The following is a 15,818-nucleotide window of genomic DNA, read 5'->3' as shown; positions in this document are numbered from 1 at the left end:
ACCGATGAGCGGGACGGCGGCAGAGGACGGGCGTCCGGCCGACGCGGTGAGCGGGCATTGGGTCGAGCGCGCGGCGCCGCGGCCCTGGCGGCCCTATCTGCGCCTGGCGCGCATCGACCGGCCGATCGGCTGGTGGCTCCTGCTCCTGCCGTGTTGGTGGTCGTCCGCCCTGGCGGCCATCAAGGCCGACCTGTCCTTCCCCGACCCCTGGCACTGCCTGCTGTTCCTGATCGGCGCGGTGGCGATGCGCGGCGCGGGCTCGACCTACAACGACATCGCCGACCGCGACCTCGACGCCCAGGTCGAGCGCACGCGCCAGCGTCCCCTCCCCTCGGGGCAGGTCCGGCCGCGCCACGCGGCGCTGTTCCTGCTGGCCCAGTTGCTCGTCGGCTTGGCGGTCTTGCTGCAGTTCAACGAGCAGGCGGTGCTCGTCGGGCTGTGCTCGCTGCTGCCGGTCGCAATCTACCCGTTCATGAAGCGGGTGATGCCGATGCCGCAGGCGGTGCTGGGCCTGGCCTTCGCGTGGGGGGCGCTGATGGGCTGGGCGGCCCTGTTCGCCCGTCTCGATGCCCCGGCGCTGCTGCTCTACGCGGGCACGATCTGCTGGGTCGTCGGCTACGACACGATCTACGCGGTCCAGGACATCGAGGATGACGAGATCGCCGGCATCCACTCCTCGGCCCGCCTGTTCGGCCGGTACGTCCGGGGCGCCGTGGGCCTGTGCTACGCGCTCGCCGCGCTGTTCGTCGCGCTGGCCGCCTGGGGCGCAGGCGCGGGACTCGTGGGGTTTCTCGGGGTCGCGGCCTTCGCCGCACATCTCGGCTGGCAGGTCCTGTCGTTGCGGGAGCGCGACGGGCGCGGTGCGCTGACCCTGTTCCGCTCGAACCGGGATGCCGGCCTGATCCTGTTCGTCGGGCTCTCGGGGGACGCGCTGCTGCGCAGCCTCTCCTGAGATCCGGCAGCGCGATCAGGTGCGGGCGATGATCTCGTTCTCGCCGCGGAAAATCTGCGGACGGGCCGGCAGCCGGCCGGTCTTGCGACGGGCCAGGAAGCGCGGGCGGCGGGCACCGAGCCCGGCATGCCGACGGCGGATGCGCACGCGCCCGAGGATCAGCCGGCCGATCTGCTCGGACACCGGCACCAGCACGCCGTCCTCCCGGACGATCATTCGGACCAGCCCGGCCCGGGCGGCGATGTCCCGCCAGATGGCGACTACGTCGTCCTCGTCGAAGCAGCCGAGGCGGTGCAGCTCCTCGCCCTCGGCATCGACCAGGATCAGGCTGAACCGGTCGGCGCCGCAGATCTCCGCGTCCTCGGTGGCGTAGGCCAGGGCGATCCCGGCGGCCTTGCGGGCGCCGGAGATCCGGCCGATCACCGGCAGGGGCGACGGGGCGAAAGCGGAAGCGGCCCCTTGGGCATCCATGAAAGATCCTTCGCGACGTTCGTCCGTGAACGAGGAAGTGTTCATCTGTCCGAGTCCCTGGGGCAAGTGGCGACCCGTGTCAGGCCGTCCGTTATGCCAAGCAAAATCGCACCCGAACTCCTCCGCACAGCTTAAGCACCGTCGTTAAGCGATTCTGGACGGGGATGTCATTTGAGGAATGCTCAATGCTTCCTTGAATGCTCAACAACTCCTTGCGAAGATCGATCAGTCTCGATCGATCCCGGTGGCGGAGTGCGGATCCTTGTGGCCGTGGGGCTGGCGCCCTACAACGGAGGCCACCGGGCGGCACGGCCCTCCGGTACCCAGAACCTCCTGCCGAGCCGGCTCAGTACCTCCGACCTGCCGGGCGGAGGCCCCGACGTGGCCCGATCCGGGCCTGACGCATTCCCTGCGGAGCGCGATGCCCGAGCCCCTCTCCGACGCGGCCGTATCCGCCCTGATGCCGGACCTGCGCGCGGTCATGCGCGAGGCCGCTGATATCGCCCGCCCGTTCTTCAGGCTGGGCGGCCAGACCTCTGCGCGGATCTGGTCGAAGGCCGGCGGGTCTCCGGTGACGGAGGCCGACGTGGCGGTCGACACATTCCTGAAGATCCGCCTGAGCGCGCTGGTGCCGGAGGCGGCCTGGCTGTCCGAGGAGACCGCGGACGACCCGTCGCGCATCGGCCACGACCTGGTCTGGATCGTCGACCCGATCGACGGCACCCGGGCGTTCCTGTCGGGCCATCCCGACTGGTCGATCGCGGTCGCACTGCTGGCCGGTGGCCAGCCGCGGATCGGCTTCGTCCACGCCCCCGTCGGCAACGCCGATTACGAGGCAGTACTGGGACACGGCGCGACGCGGAACGGCGACCCGATCCGCGTCGATGCCAAGGAGACGCTGCCCGGTGCGCGGATCACCGGGCCGAAGCCGATGCTCGACCGCCTGTCCCGGGGCGCCGGCGCCGATGTCGATTTCGAGCGGATCGACCGCATCCCGTCGCTGGCCCTGCGGCTCGCCCGGGTGGCGGAAGGCTCGGTCGACGTCGGACTGATCTCCGGCAACGCCCGCGACTGGGATATCGCGGCGGCCGACCTGATCCTACGGGAGGCCGGCGGCGTGGTCTGCGACCTCAAGGGTCAGGCGACCACCTACAACCGGCCCGACCCGGTCCATGGCGAATTGCTGGCGACACCGGTCGCCCTGCGGGACTTGGTTCTGGCGGCCTGGGATCGATAGGGCTACGCACGGTCGAGGCAGGCGCGAGCGGGCGATGCGCGTCGGCTCGCGCCCACGCAAAAGCCGCGCTCGATCATCGATCGAACGCGGCTCCAGACGCTCTGAACGTGGGGGGACTCGATCGGGCCGGACCGGCCCTCAGGCCGCCACCGCCTCGCGGATGACCACGGCGTTGGGTGCGAGCCCGAAGCGCTCGGCGAGATGCCAGCGCAGTTCCCGGGGGGAATGGTAGTTGTAGGACCGATCGATCAGGTTGCTGAGATCGGTCCCGGCCTCGTTCGCGGAATTGGCCCGCGCCAGCCGACCGACCCGGAAGGTCGACGCATCGGTGACGGGGGAGCGGACGCCGCGGCGCCGCGTGTATTCGAACATCATTATCGCGTGTGTCTTTTCTTTTCTGGACCGGACGTCTGTGCGCGCCCGGCGTCGTTTCTGCTGGTTGCCTCCGACGCCCCCGCGGCCCGGGCGATCGCGCCCGGATGGAAGCGTCGGAAGGGGGAGCCGCCTGGTGCGGCCGGTTCAATCCCGTTCGCGGGTTCAGGCGGCCTGAAGGTTGCCGGCGGCGTCCTTGCCGCTGCGCTTGTCCGTCAGGATCTCGTACGAGAGCCGCTGGCCCTCGACCAAGTTACGCATGCCAGCCCGCTCTACGGCGGAGATGTGAACGAAAACGTCCTTGCCGCCGTCATCGGGCTGAATGAAGCCGTAGCCCTTGGTCTCGTTATACCACTTCACAGTGCCGGTATTCACGTAGGGTACCTCGTTCGTCCATAGGCCATGCGCACGGCGAAAAAGCCGCGCGATGCACCACGGTCTTGCTGGGTTGGCCAGTGTGGCAGGGCGCGAGACGCCGGGCGTTGGAAAGCGCCGGTCTCGATGGGAAAGCCCCCCGAGGCTCTATTTAGGCGCTGGCTGCGGCGGCAACAAGGCGTTTCGGGCGCGGCCTCTCGGTCGCAGGCCCGGCGGGCCAACCGTAGCGGCGCGACGCCCCCTGTGATTTCCGGCGTTCTCGTTGCATATACGGAACGCGGACAGACAGTTAAGGCGCGTGGCTCCCGGACGATACATGGCAGGCATTTCGGTCTCGCTGGACGGTGCGAACATCCAGCTCTCCTTCCAGAAGGACGATCAGGCGACGGCGGTGGTGATGGATGCCCGCGCCGCCCGCGCCCTGGTGCGGGCCGTCGGGCAGCTCCTCACGGCGATCGACGACACCGACGAGCCCGACCTGACCGAGGGCCTGGGCGACGAGGAGGTCGCGATGCTCGACGTCACATCCTCGGCGATCGAGATCGGCACCGACGAGGAGGGCCAGGCCGTCGTCGCGCTCCAGGCCGGCGCGCTGCCGCCGTTCCAGCTGCGCCTGACGGACGAAGAGGCCCGCCACGTGGTGACGAGCCTCTCGGAAATCCTCAGCGCGCCGCGCGACGTACGCACCTCGCACGGCGGTCACTGAACCCAGCGGATCACATCCGCGTGCCGGGATCGGTTGGCGATCCTGGAAAGACGTCGGGCTCGGACCCCGGGCCACCCGGCTCGCCGACGCCGGGATCGTTCACAGGATAGGGCGTGCGCGGTCCGGTCGGTCCGATATCGGGCTCGTCTTCGGGCAAGGGTGGCGGCGGCGGCAGATCGCCGGGCGTAGGATCGGGAACGCCGGGATTGGCCATGGCGCGTCTCCTGCTGGTGTTCGGGATGCCGGATCAACGGGCTGCCCCTCCGGGGGTTCCGCAGGCGAAGCCCAGATCCGGTCCGGCGCGGAACAGCGCCCAGGCACCTCCGTTGACCGGGCAGACCCCCCATCAAGGAGGCCCGCCATGCCCGATATTCGCCACGCCAAGATCCTGATCCTCGCCACTGACGGCTTCGAGGAGAGCGAACTCACCGTCCCGCACACCCAGCTCGCGGAGGCCGGCGCCACCGTGTCGGTGGCCGCGCCGCAATCGCGCGAGAGCAAGGGCACGATCCGCGGCTGGGACAAGACCGACTGGGGCAAGGAGGTCGCGGTCGACATCGATCTCGAGCGCGTCGACTCCGCCGAATACGATGCGCTGGTCCTGCCGGGCGGCCAGATCAACCCGGACAAGCTCCGGCTCGAGCCGAAGGCCTTGGAGGTGATCAGGAGCTTCCTGACCTCCGGCAAGGTCGTCGCCGCGATCTGCCACGCGCCGTGGCTGCTGATCGAGGCCGGCGCGGCCAAGGGCCGCGACCTGACGTCGTTCGCCTCGATCCGCACCGACGTGATCAATGCCGGCGGCCGCTGGCACGACGAGGCCGTGGTGACCGATCAGGGCATCATCACCAGCCGCAACCCGGGTGATCTCGACGCCTTCTGCGCCAAGATCGTCGAGGAGGTGCAGGAGGGCGGCCACGGCACCCGGCAGCTCGCCGCCTAACATCCGCTCCGCGCATCCGCCCCGGATCGGCTCCGCCCGGTCCGGGGCGGCCCCCATCGGGGCAAGCCTGCCGGCGAGGGGGGCGCCAAAGACCAAGTTTCGCGACCGTTTATGGATCGTACACCGGCAGGAAGCAGGCCGCTCCGTTCGGACACGTCATCTTTACACGGGACGGCGACTTTAGACGGGACGGCGACGCTCACAGCAGCGCATCACCGCTTCCGCCGCTGTCCGAGGGGCTCGCTTGTCCATCAGGAATGAACGCCGGGATCGGTGCCGCGATCTGGATGTGTTCAAGACGCTTCTCGTGATGGGCATGATCTTCGCCCACGTCGTCCAGATCGTTCAGGCGCCCGGCGACGTGCTGGCGGGAGGCCTGTCGAACGTCATCAACCTCATCAGCTTCTCGGGTTTCCTGTTCGCGTTCGGTTGGGGAACGGCCCTGTCCCGCCGCAGGGATCGGGCCGGGACGGTTTGGGCCCGACTCAAGGGCCCCGCGAAAATCCTGCTGGCCTTCTACCTGTCCGGCATCGCGCATCTGTTGCTGATCGAGCGAACAGGCTGGTCCGGCACGCGGATCCTGGGCGTGGTGACGCTGACCGACCTGCCCGGCCACAGCGAGTTCCTGGCCTCGTTCTTCGTCCTGAGCCTCGCGATGATCGGGATCGGGCGATGGCTCGGCTTGCTCGCTGAGCAGCCAGCGATCCTGGCCCTGGGCCTGGCCCTTTCGGCCCTGTCCGGATGCGTCCAGATCGAGACCTTCGATCTGCCCTGGCTGAGGATCCTCTTCAGCGCGCCGAACAACACGTATTTCCCGCTCGCGCCCTACGCGATGTGGCTGTTTCTCGGAGCCTTCTATGCCGGGAAGCCGGAACCGTTCGGCCGCCTCGCGCTGTGCCTTGCCGCCCTGGCAACCTACGGGTTTCTCGCCGTGGCGATGACGGCCGAGCGTCCGCCCGCCCGCTTCCCGCCCTCGACCCTGTGGGTCGTGGGGTCGGCCCTGTTCCTCCTGCTCTATCGGGCGGCCAGCATGGCGATCGTCCGGCGCGTCGCCCTCCCCCGCTTCCTGACGAGCCCGGGGCGGCATGTCCTGATCTACCTGGTCGCCTCGAACCTGGCCCTGTTCACCTGCCAGACCCTGTTCGGCCATCCGGTCCAGGGCCTGTGGCAGGCCGCGCTCGTCACCACCGCCCTGATCGCCGCGATCGGGATGGCGATCGAAGCCGTCTCGAACGCGATGCAGACTTCGCGGTCGCCCGTCCGGGCCGCACCGACGTGATCTGTCAGCCGCGCGCGCCGTCGCCGGTCACCTCGAGGACGGCGCAGGCGCGGATCGGACGGCCATACTCGTCCGTCCCCGCCACGGTGACCCGGTGGGCGCCGGGCGGGAGGTCGTCCGGCAGGCGTGCAGTCCAGATATGGGTCGAGGGCGTCGCCTGGACCCAGCTCTTCTTGGTCTCGGGGTATCGCGCGTAGAGCTCGGTCACGAACGGGTCGAGCCGCCGGGTGCGGACCATCGGCTCCGGCGCCCGGTCGCCGATCCCGACGGTCAGGTTCGTGCGCGGGCCGCCGTCGAACACGTTGACCACGAGGTTGGTCGAGGCCAGCGCCTCCTGCGGGACCGGCGGGCGCAGGCCCTGCATCGGATGGCTCGCCCGGACGATCTCCGGGGCGGCGGGACGCAATTCGCTCTCGAAGGCGATGCGCATCGTCGCGTCCGGCTCGCCCTGAGCGGGGACGAAGCGGGTCGTGTAATCTGTGCCCCGGATCGAGAGCACGTGGAAGCCGTTCGGCGTGCCGTCGCGGCTGTCGGCCGAGGGGATGCCGGTCCGGGTATCCGGCCCGCTCCACCACGAACCCGACACCGCCGTCATCACGTGGTGGTGGTGCCCGTCCGCCGGGTAGTGATGCTCGGTGGTGTGGGTGTGGCCGGCGAGGCTGAGCACTTTGCGGCCGGCCAGCACGTCGAGCAGCGCCGCCCGGTCGATCGTCGCGCTGCGCGGGTCGTCGCCGGTATCGGTGAGCAGCGGGATGTGGGTCGCCAGCACGATCAGGTCGTCCGGCGGGATCTCGGCCAAGAGGTTCTTCAGGAAGGCGAGCGTCCGCTCGCCGATATGGCCCCGGTAGGTGTTGGCCCCGACCGGCACCGGTGGTCCCATCCACTCCACGTTGTCGAGCATGACAAACAGCACCCGCCCGTGCCGGAACGCGTAGCTCGGCGCGCCGAACACGCGCTTCCAGGTCTCGCGGCTGTAGCGCGCGTCCGGGGCCTGCATGTTGAGGTCGTGATTGCCGGGCAGGCTGTACCAGGGCAGCCCGATCCGCCCGACGATGCGGTTGGAGCGGCCGTAGAGCGAGAGGTCGTCGAACAGCACGTCCCCGGTGGTGAGGCCGAACGCCGCCGGGATCGTCATCGCCCGGGCGACCGCGGTGTCGCGCACATGGTCGAGCTCGAACCGGCTCTCCGGCTGCGGATCGGTGAACAGGATCACGTCGAAATCCGCGGGCTCGTCGACCCGGGTCAAGGTGAAGTCGATCGAGGCCGGAAGCGGGCCGGTGGGTGCGAGGCCCCGGTAGCGCAGGCCGAGGCTCGCCGGCGTGCCGTTGGGCTGGTGGATGTAGGAGTGCCGGGGCACGTTGTCGGCATCGCGCGGCTGGGCGTAGCCCGGCGGCTTGATCACGAAGACCGCGCCGTCCCCGGGCATCGGCAGGCGATAGCGCCCCTGCTCGTCCGTGCGCACGACCTCGCGGCCGTTCGAGACCAGCACGCCCGGCAGCGGCGCACGATCGGCGCCGGGCGCCGGGACGGCATAGACGATGCCGGTAGCCTCCCCGGATTCCTGTGCCCCGGCGCGGCCGGCCATGAGCCCGAGGGCGGCGGCGCCGGCCACGGTCTCCCGGCGGCTGAGGCGTGCGGGTGCGGGATTGGAATCGCGCGACATCGGGGGCTCCTGCTCGGCGGCAAAGGCCAAGCAGAGGCGTTTGACCGCCCGATGACAGCGCAGGACCCGAAACGCACGAGGCCCGCACCCCGGGCGGGATGCGGGCCTCGAATGAAGCCGTGGGGCGGAGGCGCGGAGCGCTTACTCCTCGTCGCCGGGCTCGAAGGTCTGGGGCAGCGGCTCGGCGCTGGCGACCGGGGTCGGCGCCCCGATGGTCGAGGGCACGTTCACGCCGTCGCGCTTGTAGATGTCGTCGCGGAACTGCACGAGGCCATCCGGGGTCGCCCAGGCGGTGATGTAGGTCCAGTAGACCGGCACGGGCTGGGCGATGTTGGCGTCGACGCGCTTGCCGCTCTCGATCGCCTGCTCGACCTGCTCACGGCCCCAGCCGGGGGTCTCCTTCAGGAGCCACGTGATGTACTCGCGCACGTTCTGCACGCGCACGCAGCCCGACGAGATGAAGCGGAAATCGTCGCCGAACACGCCCTTGGTGTTCGTGTCGTGCATGAACACGCCGTAGGGGTTCGGGATGTTGATGCGGACGATGCCCATCGAGTTGAAGTCGGCACCCGATTCCTGCCGGTAGGTGTAACGCGTGCCCTCATCCGAGTTCCAGTTGATCGAGCGCGGCGAGACCTCGCCATTGCCCGACAGGATGTGGATCTTGTTGTCGGTGAGGTAGTTCGGATCCTTCTGCATCTTCGGGATCAGGTCCTTCTTCACGATGGAAGCCGGGACCGTCCAGGTCGGGTTGAAGTTGATCTGCGTCGCCTTGGTGTTCATGATCGGCGACTGGCGGTCGATCTTGCCGACGCCGGCGGCGTGCAGCGTGACGACCTGGCCGTTCTCCACGGTCTCCACCAGGGCGGCCGGGATGTTCATGATCACGAAGCGCCGGCCGAGATCGCCCGAATAGGAGCGCAGGCGGACGACGTTGGTCTCGAGCTGGTGCAGCCGCACGTCGGCGGGCACGTTCATCGCCTGCTGGGTGGCGAGGCTCATCGCGCCGGTCTGGCTGAGGCCGTGACGGGCCTGGAAGCGCTTCACGCCAGCCGCGACGTAAGAATCGTACACGCCCGAGCCGCCGGCGGCCGGATCGAGGTCGCCGGTGACGATCAGGCGCTGGCGCACCGCGGCCACCGCCGGACCCTTCGCGCCGACGCGCAGGCGCTCGGCGCCGGAGACCGGACGCCAGCCGCCGCGGTTGACGATCTCCCGATAGCGCTCGACCATCTGCTCGGTGGCCGCCACGGTCTGGGGCGACAGAATCGGCACGGTCTCGCGCTGCACCTGCATGCCGGCAGGCGAGGCGTAATCCTGCGCCCACTCGGCCTGGGCGTAGTTGCCCTGGTCTCGGGCCTCAGCGGCGCCGAGCCCGAGCGTGCCGAGCGCGGCGACGCCCAGGATGGCGGTGAACCGGTTTGTTGCCTTGGTGCGCATCAGTCGCTGGCTCTTGTCCGGAGTTCGTCAGTTCATGGCGAGAGCGGGTCTACCCGGTCGCCACGGTGTCGGGATGGCCTTAAGACTCCCTATCGAAGGGGCCGGATTGTGGCATCGGCGTGCGCCAACGCACCTGACGACTGGCTGCGGCGCGGCGACAACTGTCACCGGCAGGACGGTGTGGCAGAGATGCCACCGTCGCGCGGTCCGGGCTGGCCGCGCCGGGAGCCCACGGCCCACGCCTCAGGTCGCCGCCGCGGTCGCGGGCGGACCGATTTGCAAGACGAGTCAGGACGGAAGCATGCCCATGAAGATCCTTTGCACGGCCCTCCTGGGCCTCGGCCTGTTCGCCAGCACGGCGCAGGCGGCCCCGGAGGCGGCGGTCAAGGCCGGCGATCTCACGATCGACACGCCCTGGCTGCGCGCCACGCCGAACGGTGCCAAGGTCGCGGGCGGCTACGTGCGGATTGTCAACACCGGCTCGGCCCCCGACACGCTCACGGGCGCCTCGGTGCCGTTCGCGACCTCCGGCGAGATCCACTCCATGTCGATGGAGGGCGGCGTGATGAAGATGGCCCCGGTTTCTGGCGGCCTGACGATCAAACCCGGCGAGACGGTCGAGCTGAAGCCCGGTGGCTATCACCTGATGTTCGAGGGCCTGACCGGCGCCCCCAAGGCCGGCGATACCGTGTCCGGGACGCTGACGTTCCAGCGCGCCGGCACTGTGCCGGTCAAGTTCTCGGTGGCGCCGATCGGCGCGAGCGCACCGGGCGGCGGCCACCAGCATCACCACTAGCCGACATCGATCGCGCCGGAACCGCCGACACGCTGTGCGTGGTTCCGGACAGTCCACGCGGCTTGATCTGGCCCGCCCTCGCCCAGCAGTTGAGGGCGGGCAGACCCCGCGCGCAAGCGGTTCCAAGATCGGCCGGAGGCACCGCGTATTCGGCGGTGTCGAGGTCTCCTTTCGAATGCTTGCACGCGACGACGGGCGCCATATCTTAACCATCGGCCCGGTCGTTAAGGTTAAAAAAGATCTAACCCTGATGCGGCCGCGGTTCGGCGCTAGGATTGCTGCGTCGTCTGGGAGCCATGGCCGGAATGTCCCGGTCCGGGACGGCTAGGCCCGTCGGCGGCACAGGAGAGGCACATGAACGGCTTCGATGTCACGTTCCGGGACGATCGGGACTGGGTCGATTTCGGCAAGACCTACGTCAATTCCGTGGCGTTCAAGACGCTGTTCCGCGACGGCATGCTGCTCGTGGAGGAGACGGCGGCCTATCTCGACGGCGAGGGCCGGGACGAGTCGCGCCTCGTCTCCCGGGACGCGACGCTGAGCTACGCCGCAGAGAGCATGCGGTTGACCACGCTGCTCATGCAGATCGCGTCGTGGCTGCTGGTCCAGCGCGCGGTCGCCGAGGGCGAGATGACCCCGGCGGAGGCGCTGCAGGAGAAGCACCGGGTCAAGCTCGGCAAGGCCGAGCCGCCGAAACAGTCGGATTTCAACCTGCTGCCAGTGCGCCTGCAGCAGCTGATCATGCGGGCGCGGCGCCTGCACGCCCGCATCCTCCACCTGGACTCGCTGATCGCGGACGACCGCCCGACGCCGGTGCCGGTCGAGAGTCCGGTGGCGGCCCAGCAGGGGCTGCTGCGCATGGCGTTCCGCCTGGGCGAGGGCTGAGAGCGGCCGCGCGGCCGGACGGAGGGTCCGACCGCGGGCGCAGGGCTCAGAAGGCCGGCAATTCGCCCGGCCGGTTCTGCATGATGTAGGCCCGGATCGTGTCGTTCTGGTAGGCGTGGACGAGCTTGGGCACCCAGGGGGCGTTCTTGTCCGTCTCCCGCACAGCGATGAAGTTGTTGTAGGGATTGTTGACCGACGACTCGATCGCGATCGAGTCCTTGCCCGGCTTCAGGCCGGCTTCGACGGCGTAGTTCGTGTTGATCACCGCGGCGTCCAGATCGTCGAGGCTGCGCGCCAGCTGGGCCGCGTCGATCTCGCGGAACTGCAGCGTCTTCGGATTGGCGGTGATGTCGAGCACCGTGGGCAGGATGCCGACGGCGTCCTTCAGCGTGATCAGCTTCTGGGCCTGCAGCAGCAGCAGGGCGCGACCGCCATTGGACGGGTCGTTCGGGATGCCGATCGCGGCGCCGGTCTTCAGGTCGCCGACCGCCTTCACCTTTCGGGAATAGAGGCCGATCGGCGAGACGATCGTGTCGGCGACCGGCACGATCTTGTAGCCCTTGGCCTTGATCTGGTTCTCCAGGAAAGGCTTGTGCTGGAAGGCGTTGGCCTGGATGTCCCCGGCATCGAGGGCGGCGTTCGGCACGAGGTAGTCGGAGAACACGACGAGGTCGAGGTCGAGCCCATCCTTGGCGGCGATCGCCTTCACCTTCGCCCAGACATCCTCGGAATCGCTCATGATGCCGACCTTGATCTTCTCGGCCGCGAAGGCCGGGGTGGCAAAGGTGAGCAGGATGGCGAGGGCGGACGACAGCCAGCGTTTCATGAAAGGCGACCCCGAAAACGGCGCTCGCAGCTTTCGAGCGCCTGAGATGGTTTTGGGTCTCTCGGCGGACGCTTCGAAGACCGTCCGACGATCACCCGGGAAGAACGACCGCGACCGGATCGATAGGCGATCGGGACGGCCGATGATCGTTGCGCGGTCCGATCATCGACGGAAGCGGACATTACGACGGCGCGGCTTGGCCGGGAAAGAGGACCCTCGCGCACGCCAACCCAGCGAGAACCATCGCAGCCCGTCTTATCGAAAGACTATTTTCTTCGACGGGTGATCATATGGACCAAACCCCCCGCCCGGCCGGAAAATTTGCGATAGGATTTCGCGGGAAAAAACCGCCCCAGGCGGGGCGGCGTGACAAGCTCGCAAACAGAAACGGGCGGCCCCGCCAGGGACCGCCCGTTTTGATTCGGGTCCGCCTGATCCGTCGTGGATCAGCGCTTGCCGAGATTGCCGAACCGCGAGTTGAAGCGCGAGACGCGCCCGGCGCGATCGAGCATCTTCTGCTCGCCGCCGGTCCAGGCCGGGTGGGTGAGCGGATCGATGTCGAGGTTGAGGGTGTCGCCCTCCTTGCCGTAGGTCGAACGGGTCCGGTACTCGGTGCCGTCCGTCATCACGACCTTGATGAAGTGGTAGTCGGGGTGCTCGGTCCCCTTGGCCTTTGCGGCCGCGTCCTTCGCCATGACCTGTCGTTCCTGTTCTGGCACGCCGGCGGGGAGCGCAGGAGGCGCCGCCCGGCCCGGAATGCGGAAGGTGTCAGCGGTTGCACCGAACCGTAGGTTCGTGGCAACGGCACGTCCAAGCCGACCGTGGTGGCGGCCCGCGGCCATTGAACACGCGCAATCGGATGAGGGGCGGCGTATATCGCAGGCTCTCTCCCGGAACAAGCGCCGTGGACCGGGTGGGAAGAGACGCGTGAGGCGTGATGGCCCGTAAGACGAAAGCGGCCGCTTCCAGCCGGCCCAAGGCACCGCTGAGCGCGCTCCGGCCGCTCCTGCCCTTCGCCCTGCGCTACCGCGGGCGGATTGCCGCCGGAATCCTCGCCCTGATCTGCGCCTCGGCCTCGACCCTGGTGGTGCCGATCGCCATGCGGCGGGTGATCGACCACGGCTTCACGGCCGACGGCGCCAACGTCATCGATGCCTATTTCCTGGCCCTGCTCGGGGTCGTGGCGGCTTTCGCGCTGTCGAGTGCGGCCCGGGTCTATACCGTGGTCACCCTCGGCGAGCGCGTGGTCGCGGACCTGCGCAGCGCAGTCTTCGCCCGGCTGACGATCCTCGATCCCGCCTTCTTCGACCGCTCGCAATCCGGCGAGATCGTCTCGCGGCTCACCGCAGACGCGACGCAGATCAAGTCGGCCTTCGGCGTCTCGGTCTCGATCCTGCTGCGCAACCTGTTCCTGTTCGTCGGCGCGACCGCCATGATGGTGATCACCAGCCCGCGGCTCTCCGTGATGGTGCTGGCGGCGATTCCCGTCATCGTGTTTCCGCTGATCGTCTCGGGCCGCGGCGTGCGGCGCCGCTCCCGAGCCGCGCAGGACCGGCTGGCCGACGCCTCCGCCTACGCCGCCGAGGCGGTCGGGGCGGTGCGGACCATGCAGGCCTTCGGGCGCTCGGGCACGACGGCCGCGAAGTTCGGCGCCGCCTCCGAGGAGGCCTATGCCGCCGCCCGCGATTCGATCCGGGCCCGCGCGCTGCTGACCGGCGTGGCGATCTTCCTGATCTCCGCCTCGGTGGTCGGGGTGATGTGGTACGGCGCGCAGGGCGTCCTCAACCACACCATGACCGGCGGCGAGCTCTCGCAATTCGTGCTTTACGCGGTGTTCGGCGCGGGCGCGCTCGGCCAGCTCTCCGAGGTCTACGGCGACCTCGCGATGTCGGCGGGCGCGGCCGAGCGGCTCACCGAGATCCTGGCAGCCGAGCCGGCGATCCGCACGCCCGTCCCGGCGTTGCGGCTCCCCGAGCCGGCGCGCGGCGCCGTGACCTTCGAGGCCGTGCGCTTCGCCTATCCGACCCGCCCCGGCCACGCCGCCCTCGACGGGCTGAGCTTCGCGGCCGCTCCGGGCGAGCGCATCGCCATCGTGGGCCCGTCCGGCGCCGGCAAGTCGACGGTGCTGCAGCTGCTCCTGCGCTTCTACGATCCGCAGGGCGGCCGCGTTCTGGTCGACGGTACCGACATCGCCCAGGTCGACCCGGAGGCCCTGCGCGCCCGCATCGCCCTGGTGCCGCAGGACCCGGTGGTGTTCTCCGGGACCGTGTCCGAGAACATCCGCTACGGACGCCCGGAGGCCGGCGAGGCCGAGGTGCGGCGCGCCGCCGAACTCGCCAACGCGCACGGCTTCGTCACCGCCCTGCCGCAGGGCTACGACACCCAGGTCGGCGAGCGCGGCGTCACCCTCTCCGGCGGTCAGCGCCAGCGCATCGCCATCGCCCGGGCGATCCTCAAGGACGCCCCGATCCTGCTCCTCGACGAGGCAACCTCCGCGCTGGACGCGGAATCCGAGAGCGCCGTCCAGGCCGCCCTGGACACGCTGATGCGCGGGCGCACCACCCTGGTGATCGCCCATCGGCTCGCCACGATCCGCGCGGCCGACCGCATCCTTGTCCTCGACGACGGCCGCATCGTCGAGACCGGCACCCACGAGAGCCTGCTGGCCCAGGGCGCGCTCTACGCGCAGCTCGCGAGCCTGCAGTTCACCGACGCGCTCGACGAGACCGCCCGGGGCAAGGAGCCCCGCATCCGGGGCGAGCGTCTTCCGGCGGCCGAGTAAGCCAAGCCCGGGACAGAAATCGCGGCGTGGTGTAGACAGACCGCCATGCCGACGCTCGATCTCGCCCGCTTCCCGCGCCTGCCGCTGCTGGCGCTTCCGACCCCGATCGAACCGCTCGACGGGCTCACGGCCCATCTCGGCGACGCGCTCAATGGCGTCCGAATCTTCGTGAAGCGCGACGACGTGGCCGGGATCGGCCTTGGCGGCAACAAGCTGCGCAAGCTCGAATACCTGCTCGGCGCCGCAAAAGCCGCCGGGGCCGACACGGCCATCACCGTGGGCGCCATCCAGTCGAACCATGCGCGGCTCACGGCGGCAGCGACCGCCCGGGCCGGTCTCGCCTGCGAGTTGTTCCTGACCCGCAGCGTGCCGCGCCAGGATCCCGACTACACCGGCAACGGCAACCGCCTCCTCGACGATCTGTTCGGCGCCACGGTCCACGAATTGCCGGGCGAGGCCGATTCCCTCGAGGCCGCCGAGGCGCGGGCGGACGCGCTGCGGGCGCAGGGCCGGACGGTCTACACCTTCCCCTCCGGCGGCTCGAGCCCGACCGGCTGCCTCGGCTACGCAAACTGCGCCGCCGAGATCCTGGCCCAGGCGGAAGACCTGGGCGTGACCTTCGCGCAGATCGTCACCGCCAACGGCAGCGCCGGCACCCATGCCGGGTTGGTCGCGGGGCTCTCCGCGATGGGCCGCGACCCGCGTCTGGCAAAATCCTTCGCGGTGCTCGCCGAGGAGGTGCGCGCCCGGGCAGAGGTTCTGGAGAAGGCCAACGCGACCCTTGCGCTGATCGGAACGGAGCAGCGCGTATCGCCGGAGGACATCAACCTCGACGGCGGCCATCGCGGTTCTGGCTACGGGATCCCGACCGCCGGCATGCTGGAGGCCGTCCGGCTGATGGCGCGAACCGAGGGCAAGCTCCTCGATCCGGTTTATAGCGGCAAGGCCTTCGCGGGCCTGCTGCACGACGTCCGGGCCGGGCTCTACCCGGCTGGGTCGTCGGTGCTGTTCTTGATGACCGGCGGCACGCCCGGGATCTTCGCCTACAAGGACACGCTGGCCGGTCGCGGAGCCTGATACGGTCCCGGCTCCCG

At 69.6% G+C, this 15,818-nt stretch carries 16 protein-coding genes and 1 pseudogene; 9 read left to right on the top strand and 8 right to left on the bottom strand.

All coding sequences use genetic code 11. The features are described 5' to 3' along the window. Window positions 1-4 precede the first annotated feature (4 nt). Window positions 5-952: a 4-hydroxybenzoate octaprenyltransferase gene (gene ubiA / locus AKJ13_RS10720; protein ID WP_050733331.1), complete on the top strand. Its 948-nt coding sequence runs from the start codon at window positions 5-7 to the stop codon at window positions 950-952. Window positions 953-967: 15 nt separating this feature from the next. Here the strand turns inward: ubiA and AKJ13_RS10715 are convergent, their stop codons facing one another. Then, on the bottom strand, window positions 968-1,423 hold the full coding sequence (locus AKJ13_RS10715; protein WP_050733330.1) for a DUF6101 family protein: 456 nt from the start codon (window positions 1,421-1,423) through the stop codon (window positions 968-970). Between the two features lie 421 nt (window positions 1,424-1,844). On the opposite strand from AKJ13_RS10715, the gene AKJ13_RS10710 reads away from it, so the two are divergent. Beyond that, window positions 1,845-2,660, top strand: coding sequence for a 3'(2'),5'-bisphosphate nucleotidase CysQ (locus AKJ13_RS10710; protein WP_050733329.1), 816 nt, complete (start codon window positions 1,845-1,847; stop codon window positions 2,658-2,660). A 138-nt stretch (window positions 2,661-2,798) separates the two neighbouring features. Here the strand turns inward: AKJ13_RS10710 and AKJ13_RS10705 are convergent, their stop codons facing one another. Further along, complete coding sequence (locus AKJ13_RS10705; protein WP_050733328.1) at window positions 2,799-3,035, bottom strand: hypothetical protein; 237 nt, start codon at window positions 3,033-3,035, stop codon at window positions 2,799-2,801. A gap of 162 nt (window positions 3,036-3,197) precedes the next feature. Next, complete coding sequence (locus tag AKJ13_RS10700) at window positions 3,198-3,407, bottom strand: cold-shock protein (RefSeq protein ID WP_007565868.1); 210 nt, start codon at window positions 3,405-3,407, stop codon at window positions 3,198-3,200. A gap of 316 nt (window positions 3,408-3,723) precedes the next feature. Between AKJ13_RS10700 and AKJ13_RS10695 the strand changes: the two genes are divergently transcribed. Continuing rightward, entirely contained in the window at window positions 3,724-4,113 is a 390-nt protein-coding gene (locus AKJ13_RS10695; RefSeq protein WP_007565869.1) for a hypothetical protein, read from the top strand. 10 nt (window positions 4,114-4,123) lie between these two features. Here AKJ13_RS10695 and AKJ13_RS33240 read toward each other — a convergent pair whose 3' ends face one another. Then, entirely contained in the window at window positions 4,124-4,327 is a 204-nt protein-coding gene (locus AKJ13_RS33240; RefSeq protein ID WP_082316915.1) for a hypothetical protein, read from the bottom strand. Between the two features lie 147 nt (window positions 4,328-4,474). Here AKJ13_RS33240 and AKJ13_RS10690 point away from each other — a divergent pair, with 147 nt between their 5' ends. Together AKJ13_RS10690 and AKJ13_RS10685 are read left to right on the top strand one after the other, a co-directional pair. Continuing rightward, window positions 4,475-5,053 carry a type 1 glutamine amidotransferase domain-containing protein gene (locus tag AKJ13_RS10690; protein ID WP_050733327.1) on the top strand — a complete coding sequence of 193 codons (579 nt, stop codon included), beginning with the start codon at window positions 4,475-4,477 and terminating at the stop codon, window positions 5,051-5,053. A gap of 289 nt (window positions 5,054-5,342) precedes the next feature. Further along, window positions 5,343-6,332 (top strand): hypothetical protein, encoded by a 990-nt coding sequence (locus AKJ13_RS10685; RefSeq protein ID WP_050733326.1) that lies wholly within the window; start codon window positions 5,343-5,345, stop codon window positions 6,330-6,332. A 4-nt stretch (window positions 6,333-6,336) separates the two neighbouring features. Here the strand turns inward: AKJ13_RS10685 and AKJ13_RS10680 are convergent, their stop codons facing one another. Next, complete coding sequence (locus AKJ13_RS10680; RefSeq protein WP_050733325.1) at window positions 6,337-7,995, bottom strand: calcineurin-like phosphoesterase family protein; 1,659 nt, start codon at window positions 7,993-7,995, stop codon at window positions 6,337-6,339. Between the two features lie 141 nt (window positions 7,996-8,136). Next, a complete protein-coding gene (locus AKJ13_RS10675) occupies window positions 8,137-9,435 on the bottom strand; it encodes a L,D-transpeptidase family protein (RefSeq protein WP_007565876.1) in 1,299 nt (432 codons plus the stop codon). Between the two features lie 379 nt (window positions 9,436-9,814). Here AKJ13_RS10675 and AKJ13_RS10670 point away from each other — a divergent pair. Then, window positions 9,815-10,231: pseudogene (locus tag AKJ13_RS10670) on the top strand (copper chaperone PCu(A)C); the annotation flags it as partial. Between the two features lie 354 nt (window positions 10,232-10,585). Beyond that, window positions 10,586-11,116 (top strand): DUF1465 family protein, encoded by a 531-nt coding sequence (locus tag AKJ13_RS10665; RefSeq protein ID WP_050733323.1) that lies wholly within the window; start codon window positions 10,586-10,588, stop codon window positions 11,114-11,116. A gap of 46 nt (window positions 11,117-11,162) precedes the next feature. On the opposite strand, the gene AKJ13_RS10660 is transcribed toward AKJ13_RS10665, so the two are convergent. Next, entirely contained in the window at window positions 11,163-11,942 is a 780-nt protein-coding gene (locus tag AKJ13_RS10660) for a MetQ/NlpA family ABC transporter substrate-binding protein (protein ID WP_050733322.1), read from the bottom strand. A 446-nt stretch (window positions 11,943-12,388) separates the two neighbouring features. Next, the gene (gene rpmE / locus AKJ13_RS10655) at window positions 12,389-12,637 is read right to left on the bottom strand and encodes a 50S ribosomal protein L31 (protein ID WP_007565880.1); all 249 of its coding nucleotides are present in this window, start codon (window positions 12,635-12,637) and stop codon (window positions 12,389-12,391) included. Between the two features lie 242 nt (window positions 12,638-12,879). Here rpmE and AKJ13_RS10650 point away from each other — a divergent pair, with 242 nt between their 5' ends. Together AKJ13_RS10650 and AKJ13_RS10645 are read left to right on the top strand one after the other, a co-directional pair. After that, window positions 12,880-14,724, top strand: a complete 1,845-nt coding sequence (locus tag AKJ13_RS10650) for an ABC transporter transmembrane domain-containing protein (RefSeq protein WP_050733321.1) — start codon at window positions 12,880-12,882, stop codon at window positions 14,722-14,724. Between the two features lie 45 nt (window positions 14,725-14,769). Beyond that, the gene (locus AKJ13_RS10645) at window positions 14,770-15,801 is read left to right on the top strand and encodes a D-cysteine desulfhydrase family protein (RefSeq protein ID WP_050733320.1); all 1,032 of its coding nucleotides are present in this window, start codon (window positions 14,770-14,772) and stop codon (window positions 15,799-15,801) included. Window positions 15,802-15,818: the final 17 nt, after the last annotated feature.

This window comes from Methylobacterium sp. ARG-1 (assembly GCF_001262595.1).
GTDB classification, from domain to species: domain Bacteria; phylum Pseudomonadota; class Alphaproteobacteria; order Rhizobiales; family Beijerinckiaceae; genus Methylobacterium; species Methylobacterium brachiatum.
This window is presented reverse-complemented; position numbering and strand designations above follow the sequence as displayed.